Raw genomic sequence first — 16978 nt, forward strand, 5'->3', positions numbered from 1 at the left:
CCGCCTGACAGTGGGCGTTAGGCCTCCGGCCTGACCGGCAACACATTGCATGGTCTTCGTCTTCGTCTTCGCCTTCGCCATCACTTCCACCACAAGGCCGTTTCCGGTTAACCGCAGAGGGGCAGAGAGGCAAAGGACGCAGAGACGCACAGGCATGTCGCGCGTGCCTTTGAGAGAGGCAGAGGATCAAGGAGTGGGGACATTCCTGTCCCCATGGAAGTACGAACGGAGTCATTGGAGGCAGAACGTCCCCAGTGATGAAAGGGCGTCTCGCAGGGAGCGGCACTAGCCTGGTGCCGGCGGTGGGCAAATAGGGTGCGGAACCCTTCTCTTCGAAGCTGTAAGGACGTTTCCAAGCTGCTCGCGTGACGACGCTGCCTATGACGGCACCAGGCTGGTGCCGCTCCCTGCGAAGCAGTCGCCTCATTTACACGAAGGGAGCTATTGAGAGCTTGAAGGTGTAGTTCGTACTTCCATGGGGACAGGAATGTCCCCTCTCCTTGGGCCTGCCGCAACACGCTGGGTAAGTTCGTCAGCTTGAAGGCCCGCTCTCAACCTCCTTTGGTATAATACACATCACACGATGATGATGTCCCTTCTGGAAACCGGCTACTGCGAAACCACCTTCAGCTCCTTGCCGAGGTGCTGATAGAGAATCCGCCGCACTTCGGCGATGCCCTGGGGGTGCTGGTTTGTCCAGTGACCACTGGGGATGATGACTTCGCTCTCCGCACCGTCGAGGTGGCTGCTCCAGTAGGGCACGATGCCGTCTGAACTCACCGGCTTGGTGCGGTCCTTGTTCCCTCCCTTGCCACGGTCACCCAGGATGCTGTGAAACGGTATGCCCGGAGCCAGGGGCAACTCCGCAAGGGCAACCACGAAGCGGTTCTCCGGGTCCAGAAAGTCAATGCTGTTGGGCATCTTCTTCAAGTGTGCTCCCCGGGAGTTCGGCTTCGCCACAGCCAGCGCGGAGGTATCACCCTTCAGGAGATTCTTGGGGCCGCCGATGAGCTTGGAGCCCAGGCGTCCGAAGAAATTGGTGGCCATGTCTGCGCCGCGATGCGAGGGCGAGAGGAAGGTGACGCGAGAAATCTCCGGGCGATGTTTAAAGATGAGCGCGTCCGTCATGAGCTTGCGCGTCTCCTCATTTTCGAAGGGCGTTTCTTCGGGTGACTTGTCATAGATGGCGTACCAGAGCTTCATGCCACTGTCTGTCATGAGCGTGCGGCTGATCATGCCACCCATGCTGTGACCGAGGACGACAATCTTCTTGTGGTCCGGGTAGCGGGCATTGATGAGGTCCATCTTCTGCCGCAGGAAGGCGGCACTCGCCGGATAGGGATAACCCGAGGCGTAGCTGAAGAACCAGATTTGATAGTTCTCCCGGATGACCGGGTCCGAGCGGAGGGATTCAATCATCGGTGCCCAGGTGGCCTGGGAATCTCCGAGACCATGAATGCAGAGGATGGGAATCTTCTTGGGATCGTAGGGCTGCAAGCGCGCCAGTCGCGGTCCCGTGGCAAACTCATCCGGCTTGAACAACCCACCCAGCTCACGCTTGCGAGGCTTCAGCTCCGCGAGGGCCAGAGCAATGGGCGCGGTGAAATTCGCCGCGAGTGGATACGTGTGGCCGTCCATGCTCACGTTCTCCACTGAGAGTGGATCGTATAGGGTGAGGGTGGCATTGTTTCCCTTCACATCCGCCAAGCCGGTGACTCCGTAGTAGATGTGCTTGCCCTGGGCGAAGGGATCGATCTGTGTCGCATCCGGCACCTTGCTCCTGGCTATCAGTGAGGCACCGAGACCGGCCTTGTCATCCTGCTGGACGACGAGTTTCCCCTTGAAACGATAACGGTCGGGCGAGACGAGACTGTAGTTGGCAGGGTTGTGATCCGGCCGCGGGTCTGTCTTGAAGGAGAGGTTCCACTCCTGGCTGGCTCCGGGGCAGCGCACCGGCGCCTTCCACGGCTCCAGTCCGGCATCGGAGATGATTTCAAAGATGCGTGCGACGGCGAAGTTGTAGTCAGCACGCGCCTGCGTGTCACCGGGCTGCTTCGCGAGCACGGCGCTGGCTGCGGCAGTGGCATCGAGATAGGCGCCGAGTTGGGCGAGCGGCTCTGCGGGAGAGAGCTTCTCTCCGTGGGCAATCAACTGCCCCGCAGGCGTGGGTGACGAGTAGGTGAGGCGCTGCTTGGTGGCCGTGGAATAGGTCGAGCAGGAAGTGAGGACACCCAGGACAACGACGAGAAGAAATCGAGAGAAGCAGCTACTCATTTGAAGCGGGCCTTTCGGTTTTTTGGAGTGATGCATATCAACGAGCGCCGCCTTGCAACGACCCGTGTTCGCTGTGTTTTCGCAGTGGATACCCCGACTCTACATTTTCATCTATCGAGTGTAGAGTTCAAGCTTGTTTAGTTCACAGGTTTACTGAGATGGTGCCACCTGAGATTCCTTGGAAGAGCGCGACTCAAGCAAAGCTTATTCCCAGATGCTCCTACACCGAAGGTGTTGTACATGCATAGCCCAGGGTCAGCCCGCGAAGCGGGCGCCACCCTGGGACAGCACAACGATCCATGAACGCCGAAGGTGTTCTACAAAGACGGTCTATCGAAAAGTCACGTCATCTAGCCCCAGCGTCGTTCTGTGGAACACCTTCGGCGTTCGACCCACTTCTGACCACTACCCAAGGTGGCGCTTGCTTCGCAAGCTGACCTTGGGCTGGTCAATGTGCAACGCCTTCGGCGTAAAAGCGCACTACGTTCTCGAGCATGCATGAATGGTTCCACGCCATGTCGGATACATCAGAATTATTTCAGAAACGTGGCATCACATTAATACATCAGCCCGCGTCGCCCGCGGAACTTGTCATTCACGTTCTCGCGTTTGTCCCAGTAGTCCTCCGCGCGATCACCCGGGCCGCTGTAGTGGCGGCGGTCATAGCGATCTTCACGACGGTCCACACGGTCTTCCACGCGATCCACGTGGCCGACGCATGATGGCAGCAGGCCGGCGGCGAGACCGGCGAGCGACAGAATGAGAATCCGATTCGTTTTCATGGTGGTGACCCTGATAGGTCGGATTGTGGTTCTGGGAGTTTTGAGCCGATAACGCCTGCGACCGGAAACAGTCGCAGGCGTCATCGCTTGAAGAGGATTCGCGAGGGGGAACAAGGCGGAGCGTCGGCACGCGACGCTCCGCCGTGACACTTCTTGATTCTTACTTGGTGCCCTCGCTGGTGGCGGCGCCGATTTGCTTCTGAATCTTCTCCAGGTTGAAAGAGCCTGGGCTCTGACTCGGCGGAAACTCCTTCATGGTCATGAGAAAGTTCCCGGCCAATTGCTGGATGGGCACAAGAACGAACACGCGGCTGAGGAACCAGTCGTTGTAGGTATTCGAGTTGTGCTGGGACTTCTCGAACGGATCACGACGCAGATTGAACAGCAGCGGCACGCGCAGCTCAGTGAAGGGCTCACGCCAGACACCAAAGGCTTCGCCACGGTTCTCAAGGAAGACGACCTTCCAGTCGCTGTAGCGTGCGGCAACGACTTGTCCGTCGTCGTTCACATACCAGAACTCATTGCGGGGTGACTTGTCGGTCTTTCCGCTGAGATAGTCGTTCAGGTCGTAGCCATCGATGTAGTTGTGATATTTGCGCCCGTTCAGTTCCACACCTGCCTTGAGCTTTTCCTTGATGTCAGGTGCACCTGCGATGGCGGCGAGGGTCGGGAACCAATCTTCGTGGGCTACGATGCCATTGAGCGTCACGCCCGCCTGCCAGTGTCCCGGCCAGCGGACGAAGCACGGCACGCGGTACGCGCCTTCCCAGTTTGAGTTCTTCTCGCTGCGGAACTGTGTGGTGGCGGCATCCGGCCAGGCATTGTAGTGCGGGCCGTTGTCCGTCGAGTATTGCACGATGGTATCATTCGCGAGGCCGAGCTCGTCGATAAGCTTGAGCAGCTCGCCGACCTGCATGTCGTGCTCGACCATGCCATCACCGTATTCATCCTGCCCGGAGATGCCGATGTGTTCCTCCTTCACGTGGGTGCGGAAGTGCATGCGTGTGGCATTCCACCAGCAAAAGAAGGGCTTGCCTGCCTTGTGCTGGCGCTCGATGAAGTCCTTGGCCTTGGCCAGCGTTTCCTCATCGATGGTCTCCATGCGCTTCTTCGTGAGCGGGCCGGTGTCGGTGATCTTGCCGTCAGCAGTGGCCTGAATCACGCCGCGCGGACCGAACTTTTTGAGAAACTCAGGGTCCTTCGGGTAGTCGCGGTTCTCCGGCTCTTCAGACGCGTTGAGGTGGTACAGGCTGCCGAAGTATTCATCGAAGCCGTGCTGCGTGGGGAGATGCTCATCGCGGTCCCCCTGGTGGTTCTTGCCGAACTGACCGGTGGCATAGCCCTGGCTCTTCATGACGGTCGCCATGGTGCAGTCCGTCTTCTGCCAGCCTTCCTTCGCACCGGGCAGGCCCACCTTCGTCATGGCACGGAGCCGCTGATGAAGGCCGCGCGTCCAGCGGTACAGCTCTGCTGGCCGTAGTAGTCGGTGAAGGATACGCCCTCCTTCGCAATACGGTCAATGTTCGGCGTCTTGTAGCCCATCATGCCACGGTTGTTGTGGCTGATGTTCCATGTGCCGATGTCGTCACCCCAGATGATGAGGACGTTCGGTTTCTTATCAGCAGCAGGAGCTGCCGACACGAACGCCGCAGTGAGCAGGGCGGCGCCCCAGTATTTCAGTCGTGTTGTTTTCATGTGCATTGGCTTTTATTCCTCGTTGCACTACTGCACGCCCCAAAATTCGCAGGCGCCGTGCTTCCTCTTTGTGAAGTCACTGAACCCCCACTCTATGCACCGTCAGCGCGCCCCGATATTGTACCTTGGTACAATCAGGCCTAAATCCCTGGATCAGGAGGCAGAGACACGCCGGGGCCGTGAGGCGGCATCTTCCCATTCAGCAATTCAGGGCAATTCCAAAAAACCCCGGGGAGTACACTGACAAAATACTAGACGGCGGTGGATTCGGCGGTAAGGTGTATAGTCACCAAGAACCAGTGGTGGCTACTTCCTACAAGCGATGACAACGACGACGGAGGAAAAGACAGGACCGAGGGAACTGCTGACGACAGCACAGGCACGGGCGCGGCTTGGGTTCAGTGAGCAACAGCTCGCCAGACTGCGGACAGCGCGCCGCATCAGCTACTTCAAACGAGGAGGGCGCATCCTGTATGCGCCTGAGGAGGTGGAGCGGGTGCTGCGTGAGTCTGAAGTGCCCGCACTCAGACCGGTGGTGGATGTGAAGGCTTGAGTCTGAGGACGAAGGAGCTTCCTGGGCGGAGCTATGTCCGCGTGGGTATATCCATTTTTCGTATAACATCCTATATTGTCCTATACCGTTATGGAATTTCGATGGAAGGTGAAGGAGCGGGCGCGCACGTACATTTCGCGCATGGAGGACTCGGTGCAGGGCGAAGGAGGGAGCGCGGCCATGTTCAAGGTGGCCGTGGTGCTCATGCGGGGATTCTCCCTGAGCGAAGCGGAGGGCATGGAATTGCTCTCCGAGTGGAATGAGACGCACGCCCGGCCCCGATGGTCCCCGACGGAGATGCGGCACAAGATTGCGGACGGAGCGAAGGCGGACAGGCCAGAGGGGTATGTGCTGCAGCGGGAGCGGCAACGGCATCACACCCCATCACACCAAAAGGCATACAGTCCAAGGAGCGGCACTGGCCCAGTGCCGGTGGTGGGAGCTGTAGAGGCGGAGCCTCAGTCAAAGGAGCGTGGACACTCCTGTCCGCCATCCCTGACGCACCACCCTCTTTCATCCAGCAGGCAAGGCCCCATTCCACGAGCAGCTTCTGACTCGCAGCATCACCTCTCTCCACACCAAAGCAGCAAGACACACGACAGAACGGCGGACAAGAGTGTCCACGCTCCCTTCAACTGCGGCTCAGGAGCGGGTTCGCCTTTCCACCCAAGTCATGGGCGCCACGTGAGGCAGCCGCTCCTTGAGAGAGAGCGTCGCACACCCCCATGGCCCGCCTTCTCCCCGCTCACGGATGACGACCGCGACCGCATCGCCATCCTGCGCAAGGTGCCGTGTGCCGCCGTGGAGGTGGTGAGACGCGCCGGCCTGCTGGGCAAGGCGCACTACGAGGGGCACGACTGCTTCATCATGGGCGAGGGGACGTTTGCCCAGGCACGCCGCTTCGACGGCGGCTTGCTCCCGGTGCAGGGCGGCAGGCAGCAGAGCAAGGCGAAGAACCTTCCCGGTTCCGAGGGCGCTTTCATTGGCAGGAAATGGGCCTTGGGCAGCCAGTGCCCGGTACTACTCGTGGAAGGCGTGATTGGCCTGGTGGAGGCCATCGCCGCGCTCATGATGGCGCGGGATGCGCTGGACTGGACCTGCCTCGCAGCGGTGAGTGCGTCATCGAGGTTTGCGCGTGACCCGTACTTGTTGCACGCGCTGGCCGGGAGGAAGGTGCATATCGTTCCCGATGCTGGTACGACCGGGTGGGAGGCCGCCGGTGCCTGGCTGGTTGAGCTGGAGGGAGCCGGAGCGCAGGTGCAGCTGGAGCCCGTGCCGCTGCCCGTTGCTTGCAAGGACCTCGGAGACGTGGTGTCCCGGGTGTATCAGAACGCATCACCCGATGATGACATTCACTTTCAGGGGTGTGTGCAGCGTGCCCCGGATGATTTGCGGGAGTATCTCAAGGATATCTTCGCACTCGCATGATGTCGTGCTCATCACCAGAAAATGGAAGCCGCGCGAATGATCCAAGCGCTGTGACGCGCAGCGTCCCTGGACTGCGGCAGCCTGCTGCCGCTTTCCAGAGTCCACAGCCTGCTGTGGCGATGATGACCCTCACTCGTGATGTGACCTCTCTAGAAGAGCTTGGCGACTTCGTCGCGGTGGAGTGTGCAGCAGGCTGCACTTCAGGAAAGCGGCAGCAGGCTGCACGCAGTCCAGGGACGCTGCGCGTCACAGCTTCCACATCAAGAACCTCACGTTCACGCGCTACTCCCCGCCCATACCATTTTTCTTACCCATGACGACACCTCCGACACCACCGCCTCCGCCTCCGCCCGACCCCAACAATTCCCGCGACCTGCGCAACACGCGCTCCTATCGCCGTGGGAAAGAAAACGAGCGCCGCACCCACCAGGCGCAGCTCACCCTCGCCGAACCGGTGAGCGTACAAGTGACTGAGGAGGATGACGGAGCCGTGACCGTGCTCGCCGTGACTCCCGTAGATGGCATCTACAACGACAATCGCAATGCCCTGGAGTTCCTCAGCCGCCATCATGCAGACGTGCGCTACTGCTGGTGCCGGAAGCAGTGGGTCGAGTGGAACGGCGCCTCTTGGGAACTGGACCCCGGTGCGGGCATGCAGGAGCGGGCGAAGTATTTCTCCGAGGAAATCCTCCGACAATCCGCCGAGTGCAGCTACCCCGCCGAGGGCAATGAACTCATGAAGCGCGGTCGCGACCTGGGAAACCTCGCGGACATGAGGGCCATGCTGGTCGCCGCCAGCTCCGACTCCCGCGTGAGCCTTCGCACCATGGACATGTGGGATGCCGACCCCTTCCTGCTCGGCGTGGAGAATGGCGTGCTGGACCTGCGGAAATGCGAGTTCCACCCGCCGCAGCGCGACCTCATGATGACCAAGTCTGCCCGCGTCACCTATGACGCCGCCGCCGCCTGTCCGAAGTGGGAGGCCTTTGTGGAGCAGATATTGCCCGACCCGCAGGTGCGGCACTTCATGCAGGTGAGCGCGGGCTACTGGCTCACGGGGGACACCGGCGCGCAGTGCTTCTGGTTCCTCTACGGCACCGGGTCGAATGGCAAGACCACCTTCCTGGAAACGCTCTTCCATCTCTGCGGCGGCTACGGCCAGAAGGCCGGCGGCATGCTCGCGGACAAGCCCACGGATAACAACGTGCTCGGCGAACTCGCAGGCCTGACCGGCGCCCGCCTCCTCGTGGGCTCCGAAGTCTCCGACGGCATGCGGCTCAATGAATCCCTCGTGAAAGACATCACGGGCGGAGAGAGCATCAAAGCCCGCTTCCTCTACAAGCCCTTCTTCGTGTTCCGCCCGAGCTGCAAGCTGGTCATGTTCGGCAATCACCGCCCCACCATCTCCGGCACGGATGGCGGCATGTGGCGCCGCGTCCGCCTCGTCCCCTTCACCACCGTGGTGCCAGCAGAACAGCGCAATGAAAACCTGCCGAAGGAACTGCTGACGGAGCTGCCGGGTATCTTGAACTGGTGCCTTCGCGGCCTGGCGGCATGGCACGCGAATGGCTGCAAGCTGCCCATGCCGGATGCGGTGAAGAACGCGACGGAAGGGTACCGGGAGGACTCGGATGTGTTGGGGGAGTTTATCCAGGAGACGACGGAGCAGACGCAGGACCTCGACCGCAAAGTGCTGCTGAGCGACCTGTACGAGAAATACAAAACATGGGCCACCGACAGCGGTAGGCGCACCCAACTCAACAAACAATCACTCCGCAAACGACTGGAGGACCGTGGCTATGTGGTGAAGCACACCAACAAGGGCAAGGCCATCTGCGGGCTTTGCATGCGCAGTGAAGCGGACCCTTTTACTCAAGACCAATTCGAATGAATGACGGAAGTGACCAGCGTGAACGTGTTCTAAAAAGTCCCTATAGAAGATTCTTCCTGCATACTTTTTGAAACAGAGTCACGATTGTCACTTTCGTCATTGGGTGATGAGATAAGAATCGGGCAGGTCATGCACGGACTATCCGGCGCGCTCCGGCGCAGGATACTCCTGAATCAACTCCAACTCGTCCCCCGTGCGCCGGATGGCCAGCACGGACAGCTCGGGGTATCGCGCTTTTACCTCGTCGCCCGCCAAAAACTCAAACCACCCCTCCCGGAGACGCCAATTGTCTGCGTCTACGTAGCCAAACATGCCCACAGTGAGGTCAACCCGGTATTGATGCATTCCCTCCTGTAACTGGATCTTTGGTGAAGTTTTGTCAATGTGCGTCCCATCAGAATCTCGGAGCGAATTGATAAGTCTTTCCTGTAATCGCGCATGCCGCAATGGAGTCTCATGGGAGTCTCACCGGAATGGTGGGCATTCTCGCAACACGGTTCATCGAACACACACGCGTGCACTCTGCATGAAGTGGAGGAGCGGGAATTTTGCATCAGCAACTCGGAGCAAATATCGCTTGCCGCTCTATCTCCAAAATGCCAAAACACCTGAGACATGGCTGGCTTTTCTCGCCAACTCCCCGACCCGTCTGCATTCAGCAATGCGAACGAAACTACGCCACCCGGGACCATGGGGGAACCTGTTGCCGCTCAGACGCCACGGTCGCCTGCGAAGTTTATCCTGACCTATAGCGAAGGGGCTGCATTTGAACTGGAAGGGAGCATTCACTGCCAGGGGCGTGACTGGTTCGTGTTTCACGACACCAAAGGACAGCCGCTCCTGCAGTTTCGACTCTCGGAAATAGAGAGCGTGGAGGAAGTACACGGTGAAGGACAGAACAGGGACGTCACCGCTGCCCTCCTTGCGTTGTCGGAGGGCCATCCCGAACCGCCTCGTTGGGCTCTCGCTTCCGGGAAGCGCCGCACTCAATGACAGCGGGGCGATTGCAGTCTGCATCATCCGTTTTCGTGCAACATGCATCGAATAAAATATCACGATACCTTTGAACGTGCGTGAGTCCGGGTGCGTATATCTGCGCCCACATTGATGAAAGTATTTCGACTTGAACTCACCCACCTCGGTACTGTCCATGTTGAAGCTGACAGTTGCACCCACGGAGAAGAATCCGTCTGCTTTTATCGCGCAGGCCGTCTGCTCGCCGAGTACGTTGCCTCCACGGTAAAAAGCGTGGAGGCCACCGGCGCCCAGCCACAGGAGGGTCTGTACAGCATGTTGTCGTGGATGGAGAATCCACTCTCCGTACCCACGCCTGGACTCTTCAGCAACGCGTACGCACACGAGCGCTCATGAGGGTGTTTAAGGTTGTGTTAGTCAGCATCGGCCCCGCGCACGTGGAGGCGGACAGGTATGAGGAGGAAGGCGTCTCGGTGAAGTTTTTCCGCGGGGACTCGGTCATCGCCGAATATCCCAAAGTCCTCGTCCAGGAGGTTGCCCTCACGACGCTGTCCGCGTCCCCAGGGGGACTATTGTTCTCTGCGGAGTGACTTGCGGCGGCGGCGAAAAAAGAAACCCCGCCTGTGCGCCGACACGCACAGACGGGGAAACACGCATGATTTGATTTGAACTAACTAACTCCTTTTTCGCATAGGTACCCAAGCGACTGAAGGGTTCACGCTGGCGAATCGTGCTCGCCAGGTGAGCGACTACAGCTTGAACTTGAGGCCCACGCGAACAATCGTGAAATCACCGGAGTCATCTTCACCCCAGTGATAGGCGCCATCGGCGAAGATGCCGAGGCAGTCAGCGTCCGGAATGCGGGCTTCGAGGCCACCGCCGACGAACAGGTTCCAGTTGTCTTCCGAATTGGTCGCATAACCAGCACCACCCAAGATGTAGGGAGCGATGCAGAGATCCGTGATGGGGAAGCGCACGACGAGGGCTGCGTCGAACTCATGGTGTTCGCTGTCGGTGGCGAAGATGCCATAGCTGCCCTGCAGGCCGATGTGCTCCGTGAAAAAGTAGTCGAGGAGTACGCCGCCGCCGAGAGCGTCGTCTTCGTCACTGTCAGGCAGGATGCCCGCACCGAAGATGCCGAGGGAAAGTCCGGGGTTAAAGCAGTCGCAGCCCCTAGGAGGCGGAGGCGGGGTGACGGTATTCTTGCTGGACACATAGGCTTCACCACCGAAGGCGGGAAGCGCGAGTCCAAGCGCGAGGAGGAGACTGGATAGGGTCTTCATATGAGCTGTGGTTGTTCGTTGTTTGCAATGCCAAGCGATTGTTTCTAATCGCAACGAGGTCATTTGACTGAAATTGCAGCGCTTGAAAAGCCTGAGTATCAACCCCTAGGGCATATTCAGGGTACCCGCTGATATACAATCATGCATAAAGCCTCATGCATAATGCATGAAACTGCATTCATGCTCTGGTTGCGACTCTCTATTCGCGCAGCAATTGTGCGCCAACCACTTCCAACTCGTTCGCTTCCCCTCCTGACTCACCTCTACCAATGGCAGAAAGGCATGAAATTCTCTCCCCTGACGGCACAAAGCTGAGCGTGGAGGGCGAGTTGGTAGAAATTGATGGCAAACGGGTCGTTCTTGATGGTCAGGGAAGGCCTTGGTTGCTCATCATGCCAGAGGATGTCGTCGCGCCCGTGGCCGAGGAACTGCCCGAGCATGGAGAAAAGTCATCTTGATGAGGCAATGAGCACTCGTCCTCAGGCAATTTAAAGAGGTCGTGCCAGGACTCGGGGAATGCCGCGAGAGATTCCTTGGCCAGAGAGTAGCGGTTGAGATAGTGCCCCCGCTGTTGCAGCCAAAGCAGCGAGCCTTTGTTATCCAGACCCTCATGGAGGGCGAGAAGGTAGGAGGTGTATCGCACCTTCCAGCGGGCATGATGAAAGGCTCTAATATTCTCGGGGGTGGGGTCCATGACGTCTGAGAAAGCAACCCGGGAATCGAATGCAGCCCGTCACGCGGCCCTTAAATATTGCCCAAGATTGCAGATTTGGTGGCTCACGGATTCGCCGACCGGATGTAGCTGCCGAGTCACAGGCACTTTGTTGAAAAATGCATACCCATCCGTGGGCGGGCATTGAGCGATGTGCTTTGAGTTGCTCCCGTATGTGGAGTTTATGAATGCATTCGAGGACGAGTAAGTCGCGTGCCAAGGTGGCAGGTCATACAGGTGGAACGTCAGCCCCGTGCAGGTGGCCATGGCGGACGCGAGGATTCGAACGGCCTTCGGCCTTCCCTGCCGCTCACCGCTCACCGCTCACCGCTTACCGCTTACCGCTTACCGCTCCACCCCACTTCGCTGCCCCAGCGCTTGCTCAATCGCACGCATCAAAGGCTCCTCATCCACAGGCTTGGTGAGATAGGCACTCGCGCCGAGACGTTGCACGCGCTCGACACTTCCGGGCTGGTCGTGGCCGGTGATGACAATGATGGGCACGTCCTGATGCTGACTCGCAAGGCACTCCAGCACGTCGTAGCCGTCGATTTCCGGCATATGCAAATCGAGAATCACACACCCATACTTCCGCGTCTCCAACGTCAGGAGGAACAAGGCTGGCTCTTCAAATGGCACTGCCGCATGACCGCGCACGCGGAGGAGCCGGCAGAGTGCTGAGCGCATCCGCGGCTCATCGTCCACAATGGCGATGACAGGTGCCTCGACTGACATAGCCGGAGCATGGCCCCTCCCCGCGAGTTTGTGTATAGAACTTTGGTGCTACTAAAGCGTTATGCAGCAGGCACCACGCCCAGTCGGTTGGCGGCGCTCACGAGGCCGGCTACCGAGGGGATTTCGAGTTTTTTCGTCACCTGCATGCGATGCACCTTCACGGTCTGGATGCTCAATCCCAGGTCCGCGGCGATGAGCTTGTTGGGCTTGCCGGAGATCACGTGTTCCAGCACCTCCCGCTCACGTGCGGTGAGCCTCTCCATGCGACGACGCAGCGAGTCCAGCTCCTTGCGTTCGCTTTGGTTGCTATCGTTCTGCTCCAGCGCAGTAGTAATGGATTCCAGCAGCACGTGCTCCTCGACAGGCTTCACGAGGAAGGTCACCGCCCCGGCCTTCATGGCCCGCACACTGATGGGGATGTTCCCTTCTCCGGAGAGGAAGATGATGGGAAGGGGTTTCCCTGACCGGTTCAAGTACTCCTGCAATTCAAGGCCATTGCAGCCTGGCATGGAGACATCCAGCACCACGCAATTCAGGTCCTCATGCGTGTGCTCCATGAGGAAGCGGTCCGGGGAATCAAAGGCGCGGGTGGCATAGCCATGCGTACGCAGCAGACGGCCCAGGGCACGCAGCATGCCTTCATCATCATCCACGAGTCCGATGGTGGCGGTGGCCGGCTTTTCCATGTTCATGTTACGCTTTTGGCCACCGGGAAGGTCGCATGAAAAGTGGCTCCTTTGGGTTCATTCGGAGTGGCCCACAGCTTGCCACCATGCGCGGTCACCAGCGCCCTGGAGATGGAGAGCCCCAGTCCCATGCCGTTCTCTTTCGTGGTGTGGAAGGCCTTGAAGAGGGACTCGGGATCCTCCGGCAAACCCGGCCCCATATCCCGGATATCGATGCGCACCTCGTCCCCCTCCCGGCAAGTCACCAGCGTAATGGTCCTCTCTCCCGGAGGACTCGCCTCCATGGCATCCACGGCGTTCGTGATGAGATTGAGCAGCACCTGCTGGAACTGCACCCGGTCGGACATGACCCTGGGAAGCCCCTCCGCGAGCTGGAGGTCCACCTTCACCCCACGACCGATGAGGTCGCTGCGCGTGAGTTGCACCACTTCTTCCAGATTCGCGTTCACCTCCAGCGGCTGCAGGTTTACCTCCCCACGGCGCAGCAGCGTGCGCATGCGCCCGATGACATCCCCTGCCCTGCGGTCCTCACTGATGATGTCCGCGATGATTTCGCGCAGCTCCCGCATCTCCTCCTCCACCGGCTGGTCACGGGAAAGCAGGTGCCGCGCCGCCTGCGCATTGCTCAAGATGATGCCGAGCGGCTGGTTCAGCTCATGCGCGAGCGAGCCGGAGAGCGCGCCCAGGGTGGCCACGCGCGAGAGATGCGCCAGTTCCTCCCGGCGCTGCTGCGCCTCCTGCGTGGCACGGCGGCGCTCCGTGATGTCGCGGGAGGCGCCACGAATCTCCAGCTTCTGCCGATTGCCAAATTCATGCACACGTCCGTGAGAAGAGACCCAGCGCACGCTCCCGTCCGGATGCACCACACGGTGCTCCAGGGAAAAGGCACCCCCGTCCCGCGCGGCCAGTTCCATGACGGACCTCAGGTTCGACTTGTCCTCCGGGTGCACCCGGGAGAGCACCTCTTCAAAGGTAACCCTGCCACTCTCCGGTAGGCCGAAGATGGTGCGCCACGTCGCGGAACCGTCCATCTCATTCCTGCCCGACGTCCGGGTCCACAGTCCGATGTTTGCCGAGTCCGCCGCAAGAGTGAGGTTGGCGGTCATCTCACTCGCCCGCTTCCGTGCGGCAATCAGCAGCGCGATAAGCACGGTCTGCAGGGCAATCACTCCGACGAAGGCGAGGAATGAGGTGCGATGCGCCTCCCACAACCCAACTTGGCGGAATCGGACAGTGGCTCCCGCTGGCAGCGCGGACTCTGGAATGTTCCACCGCTTCAGCTCACGCGCATCATACACCGGCGGCTCCAGCGGGAAACTCTGCCACGGCAGACTGGAGGCGGGCACCCCGGACAACAGTTTCGCCGCCACCGCTGCTCCCTCCACGGCCACCCTCTTCTGCGGCACCAGCCTTCCGCCCACGGTACCATGCTCCATCTGCACATCGTTGAAGGAAAACACCGGCGCATTGGATGCCTGGTGTATTGCCTCCAGCCCTGTCTCCTCCACAATGGGCACGCCGACCGCATCACGCATCATCATGCCCACCAGCACGACCGAGTCCGGCGGCAGCGCCCTCACCGTGCTCTGCATCTGCTTGAGAGATTGGTCGTTCATCCAGTGAAACGTCACGCGGTGGGAGAAGGCCGCCTCCCACTCCCGCTTCATCACCGCGGTCCAAAATTGACCAATCGGTGAACCATCCTGGGCCACGTAAATCTGACGCGTGTTCGGCAGCACTTCGAAGATATTGCCGACCAGTGCATTGATATCCACGTCCGGGCCCACCGAGACCGTATTGGGGTCGTTTTTCAGCGGCTCCACCCGGCGCTTTTCCGCATCCAGCAGGAGCATGGGCGCTGTGGGAAAGAGCGTGTCCCGATGCCTGCGACAGAACATGACCGCGGGACCGCCCACAGGAACCACCAGGTCCGGCATCTGCTTCTCGAATACCGCCCGAAGAAAATCGAGCAGAGGTTTCTCATTCTCAGCACCGTCGAACCGGGCCATCTCCAGCGACGCCTCCACAAACTCGATGGCCTTGGGACTCTGGCGTGCCAACTCTCCACGAAAAATGCTCGCCACCTCCCCATTCGGCGCGTAGTCCCGCCCGAAGGAATGCAGGATAAGCACATGCTGCGGCCCCTCCGCCATGAGCGCAGACGTCAGGAGCGGGAGCAGAAGCAGCAGCAGAACCCGGCAGACCATGGGAACCATATCTGCCCGAATTGGCATTCACAGGCAAGGATTTATCGACAGATGAAACGGAACTTTAGTGAAAGGCGAAGTTCACGTCACCCTCCCAAACGTCTGTGCCCCCTTTGGTGGGGGGTTGTTCCATAGGCGCTAACCTAAGATGGTAAGGGTATCTGCCAGTTTGGATTGGTATGTCATGTTGGAATTTGCTCCCGGAGGGAGCACGGCTGGTAGCCGGTCGGTGGAGGGAACACCATGCCGCGTAAGCGGCACGTCTGGACGCGAAGCGCAAACCGTGAAGCCTGAGGAACGAAGGCAACATCAGCGACCGCAACCACCGGATCTATGACAAAACATCATGGCGTCCCGGAGGGCACGCCGGAAGGTGTGCCATGGTGATGGCGCCTCCCTTTCCCCAGCGCGCTTCCTCCACCGTCCCATCCGGAACGGAGCATCTTTTTGACGGCGTGATCCGGTGGTTGCGGTCGTCTAGACTCCCTCCACCAACCGGCTACCAGCCACTGTCCCTCCGGGACAAAGCATCCACGACAACCCAAGTTAGCGCTTATGTGGGGGACGCCCCCTGCTCACGCGGCGGACTCGTTGCTGCTATTGTCACTGCGGGTGTTGCGGTACTCGCTTGGCAGCATGCCCATGATTTGTTCAAAGGCATCGACAAACGAGTTGCTGCTGTTGTACCCCACGGCGAAGGCCACCTCCGCGATGCGGACACCGGGCCTCAACAGCTCTGCCGCGCGCGCGACGCGGAGACGGTTGATGTATTGTGGTATATCAGTTCCTGTGTATTCACGGAAGGCATCCTTCAGCTCGATGCCGCTGATCTCGAATTGAGATGCGAGCGTATTGAGCGTCCAGGTTCGCGTGTATTCTTTTTGCAGGAACTGTTCGACACGGTGAGCGGCACTAAGCGCAGGGCGAGGAAGCTGAGCCATGGATGAATGATGAGCAATCGCAGCAAACTGCGCAATAGGGTGCATCCCACCATGGTATAGGATGCAATAGGTAAACATGCTGAGCCCGCAATTGCGGGCAATCACTGGAACAAAAATAATTCCCTTCGATAATTTTTGTCTATACAGGTCGCAGTGAAGGGGATGGGAACGAATCACCAACCGGGGCGGCACCAAATGGGAGAGCTAACCTAAAAGAAGTTTCACCTTTAGTAGAATGTAAACGTCTCCGGAGTTCGGGCTGAACCTGCGGATATTTTCCATTAATGGACATCCCATCGAACAAGGCGCCGGCTGCAAGGTGCATGGGATTCGACGTAGAGAAAAACTCGAACGTGGAAAGCACAACTCATGGCAGCTCCTACGCCGAAGGCGTTGCACATGCATAGCCCAGGGTCAGCCCGCGAAGCGGGCGCCACCCTGGGACCGCACGATGATTTATGAACGCCGCAGGTGTTCCACAAAGACGGTCAAGCGGTATGCCACATTATCCGGCCCTAACTGCTGTTTGTGGAACACCTTCGGCGTTCGATTCGCTTCTGACACCACCCAAGGTGGCGCTTGCTTCGCAAGCTGACCTTGGGCTGGACAATGTACAACGCCTTCGGCGTAGGGCCTGCGCGGCTATTCAAATGTGAAGACATTGGTTCCGCGCCATGTCCAGGGCATCGGAACAATACAGGAACATGCACGACGCCGGACCACAGCCCCACCAAAAAAATTACCCCGCCGCCCGTAGATTGGGCAGGCGGGGTATCTAACTCTACCAGTGATCGTTCTTCGAAACCTTCGCGCAGA

At 59.4% G+C, this 16978-nt stretch carries 14 protein-coding genes and 1 pseudogene; 5 read left to right on the top strand and 10 right to left on the bottom strand.

The window, feature by feature from the left end; all coding sequences use genetic code 11:
• Positions 1-609 precede the first annotated feature (609 nt).
• The 3 genes and pseudogenes from G5S37_RS19585 to G5S37_RS19595 all read right to left on the bottom strand — a co-directional run bounded on the left by G5S37_RS19585 (position 610) and on the right by G5S37_RS19595 (position 4751).
• Positions 610-2274 (bottom strand): alpha/beta fold hydrolase, encoded by a 1665-nt coding sequence (locus tag G5S37_RS19585; RefSeq protein WP_165206135.1) that lies wholly within the window; start codon positions 2272-2274, stop codon positions 610-612.
• Between the two features lie 557 nt (positions 2275-2831).
• Complete coding sequence (locus tag G5S37_RS19590) at positions 2832-3056, bottom strand: hypothetical protein (protein WP_165206136.1); 225 nt, start codon at positions 3054-3056, stop codon at positions 2832-2834.
• 160 nt (positions 3057-3216) lie between these two features.
• Positions 3217-4751 (bottom strand): annotated as a pseudogene (locus tag G5S37_RS19595) (arylsulfatase).
• A gap of 322 nt (positions 4752-5073) precedes the next feature.
• Here G5S37_RS19595 and G5S37_RS19600 point away from each other — a divergent pair.
• From G5S37_RS19600 to G5S37_RS19610, 3 genes are all read left to right on the top strand, one after another.
• Positions 5074-5304 carry a helix-turn-helix domain-containing protein gene (locus G5S37_RS19600; protein ID WP_165206137.1) on the top strand — a complete coding sequence of 77 codons (231 nt, stop codon included), beginning with the start codon at positions 5074-5076 and terminating at the stop codon, positions 5302-5304.
• A 90-nt stretch (positions 5305-5394) separates the two neighbouring features.
• Positions 5395-6732, top strand: a complete 1338-nt coding sequence (locus G5S37_RS19605; RefSeq protein ID WP_165206138.1) for a hypothetical protein — start codon at positions 5395-5397, stop codon at positions 6730-6732.
• A 313-nt stretch (positions 6733-7045) separates the two neighbouring features.
• A complete protein-coding gene (locus G5S37_RS19610; protein WP_165206139.1) occupies positions 7046-8623 on the top strand; it encodes a phage/plasmid primase, P4 family in 1578 nt (525 codons plus the stop codon).
• Between the two features lie 138 nt (positions 8624-8761).
• Here the strand turns inward: G5S37_RS19610 and G5S37_RS19615 are convergent, their stop codons facing one another.
• Positions 8762-8935, bottom strand: a complete 174-nt coding sequence (locus G5S37_RS19615; protein ID WP_165206140.1) for a hypothetical protein — start codon at positions 8933-8935, stop codon at positions 8762-8764.
• Between the two features lie 795 nt (positions 8936-9730).
• Here G5S37_RS19615 and G5S37_RS19620 point away from each other — a divergent pair.
• On the top strand, positions 9731-9994 hold the full coding sequence (locus G5S37_RS19620) for a hypothetical protein (RefSeq protein WP_165206141.1): 264 nt from the start codon (positions 9731-9733) through the stop codon (positions 9992-9994).
• Between the two features lie 14 nt (positions 9995-10008).
• Positions 10009-10188: a hypothetical protein gene (locus G5S37_RS19625; protein ID WP_165206142.1), complete on the top strand. Its 180-nt coding sequence runs from the start codon at positions 10009-10011 to the stop codon at positions 10186-10188.
• Between the two features lie 159 nt (positions 10189-10347).
• Here G5S37_RS19625 and G5S37_RS19630 read toward each other — a convergent pair whose 3' ends face one another.
• The 6 genes from G5S37_RS19630 to G5S37_RS19655 form a co-directional block, all read right to left on the bottom strand.
• Positions 10348-10881, bottom strand: coding sequence for an outer membrane beta-barrel protein (locus G5S37_RS19630; RefSeq protein WP_165206143.1), 534 nt, complete (start codon positions 10879-10881; stop codon positions 10348-10350).
• A 367-nt stretch (positions 10882-11248) separates the two neighbouring features.
• Positions 11249-11575 carry a hypothetical protein gene (locus G5S37_RS19635; protein ID WP_165206144.1) on the bottom strand — a complete coding sequence of 109 codons (327 nt, stop codon included), beginning with the start codon at positions 11573-11575 and terminating at the stop codon, positions 11249-11251.
• Between the two features lie 363 nt (positions 11576-11938).
• Positions 11939-12328, bottom strand: a complete 390-nt coding sequence (locus tag G5S37_RS19640; protein ID WP_165206145.1) for a response regulator — start codon at positions 12326-12328, stop codon at positions 11939-11941.
• A 59-nt stretch (positions 12329-12387) separates the two neighbouring features.
• Positions 12388-13014 carry a response regulator gene (locus G5S37_RS19645; RefSeq protein ID WP_165211768.1) on the bottom strand — a complete coding sequence of 209 codons (627 nt, stop codon included), beginning with the start codon at positions 13012-13014 and terminating at the stop codon, positions 12388-12390.
• Between the two features lie 2 nt (positions 13015-13016).
• Entirely contained in the window at positions 13017-15221 is a 2205-nt protein-coding gene (locus G5S37_RS19650) for an ATP-binding protein (RefSeq protein WP_165206146.1), read from the bottom strand.
• A gap of 575 nt (positions 15222-15796) precedes the next feature.
• Complete coding sequence (locus G5S37_RS19655) at positions 15797-16162, bottom strand: AraC family transcriptional regulator (RefSeq protein WP_165206147.1); 366 nt, start codon at positions 16160-16162, stop codon at positions 15797-15799.
• Positions 16163-16978: the final 816 nt, after the last annotated feature.

Source organism: Roseimicrobium sp. ORNL1 (assembly GCF_011044495.1).
Taxonomy (GTDB): domain Bacteria; phylum Verrucomicrobiota; class Verrucomicrobiia; order Verrucomicrobiales; family Verrucomicrobiaceae; genus Roseimicrobium.

Bases quoted from the DNA above. Each gene is read 5' to 3' on its own strand.
- G5S37_RS19610 (WP_165206139.1), top strand. From the start codon at position 7,046: ATGACGACACCTCCGACACCACCGCCTCCGCCTCCGCCCGACCCCAAC.
- G5S37_RS19620 (WP_165206141.1), top strand. From the start codon at position 9,731: ATGAAAGTATTTCGACTTGAACTCACCCACCTCGGTACTGTCCATGTT.
- G5S37_RS19615 (WP_165206140.1), bottom strand. From the start codon at position 8,935: ATGTTTGGCTACGTAGACGCAGACAATTGGCGTCTCCGGGAGGGGTGG.
- G5S37_RS19655 (WP_165206147.1), bottom strand. From the start codon at position 16,162: ATGGCTCAGCTTCCTCGCCCTGCGCTTAGTGCCGCTCACCGTGTCGAA.
- G5S37_RS19640 (WP_165206145.1), bottom strand. From the start codon at position 12,328: ATGTCAGTCGAGGCACCTGTCATCGCCATTGTGGACGATGAGCCGCGG.
- G5S37_RS19585 (WP_165206135.1), bottom strand. From the start codon at position 2,274: ATGAGTAGCTGCTTCTCTCGATTTCTTCTCGTCGTTGTCCTGGGTGTC.
- G5S37_RS19600 (WP_165206137.1), top strand. From the start codon at position 5,074: ATGACAACGACGACGGAGGAAAAGACAGGACCGAGGGAACTGCTGACG.
- G5S37_RS19605 (WP_165206138.1), top strand. From the start codon at position 5,395: ATGGAATTTCGATGGAAGGTGAAGGAGCGGGCGCGCACGTACATTTCG.
- G5S37_RS19590 (WP_165206136.1), bottom strand. From the start codon at position 3,056: ATGAAAACGAATCGGATTCTCATTCTGTCGCTCGCCGGTCTCGCCGCC.
- G5S37_RS19630 (WP_165206143.1), bottom strand. From the start codon at position 10,881: ATGAAGACCCTATCCAGTCTCCTCCTCGCGCTTGGACTCGCGCTTCCC.
- G5S37_RS19650 (WP_165206146.1), bottom strand. From the start codon at position 15,221: ATGGTCTGCCGGGTTCTGCTGCTGCTTCTGCTCCCGCTCCTGACGTCT.
- G5S37_RS19645 (WP_165211768.1), bottom strand. From the start codon at position 13,014: ATGGAAAAGCCGGCCACCGCCACCATCGGACTCGTGGATGATGATGAA.
- G5S37_RS19635 (WP_165206144.1), bottom strand. From the start codon at position 11,575: ATGGACCCCACCCCCGAGAATATTAGAGCCTTTCATCATGCCCGCTGG.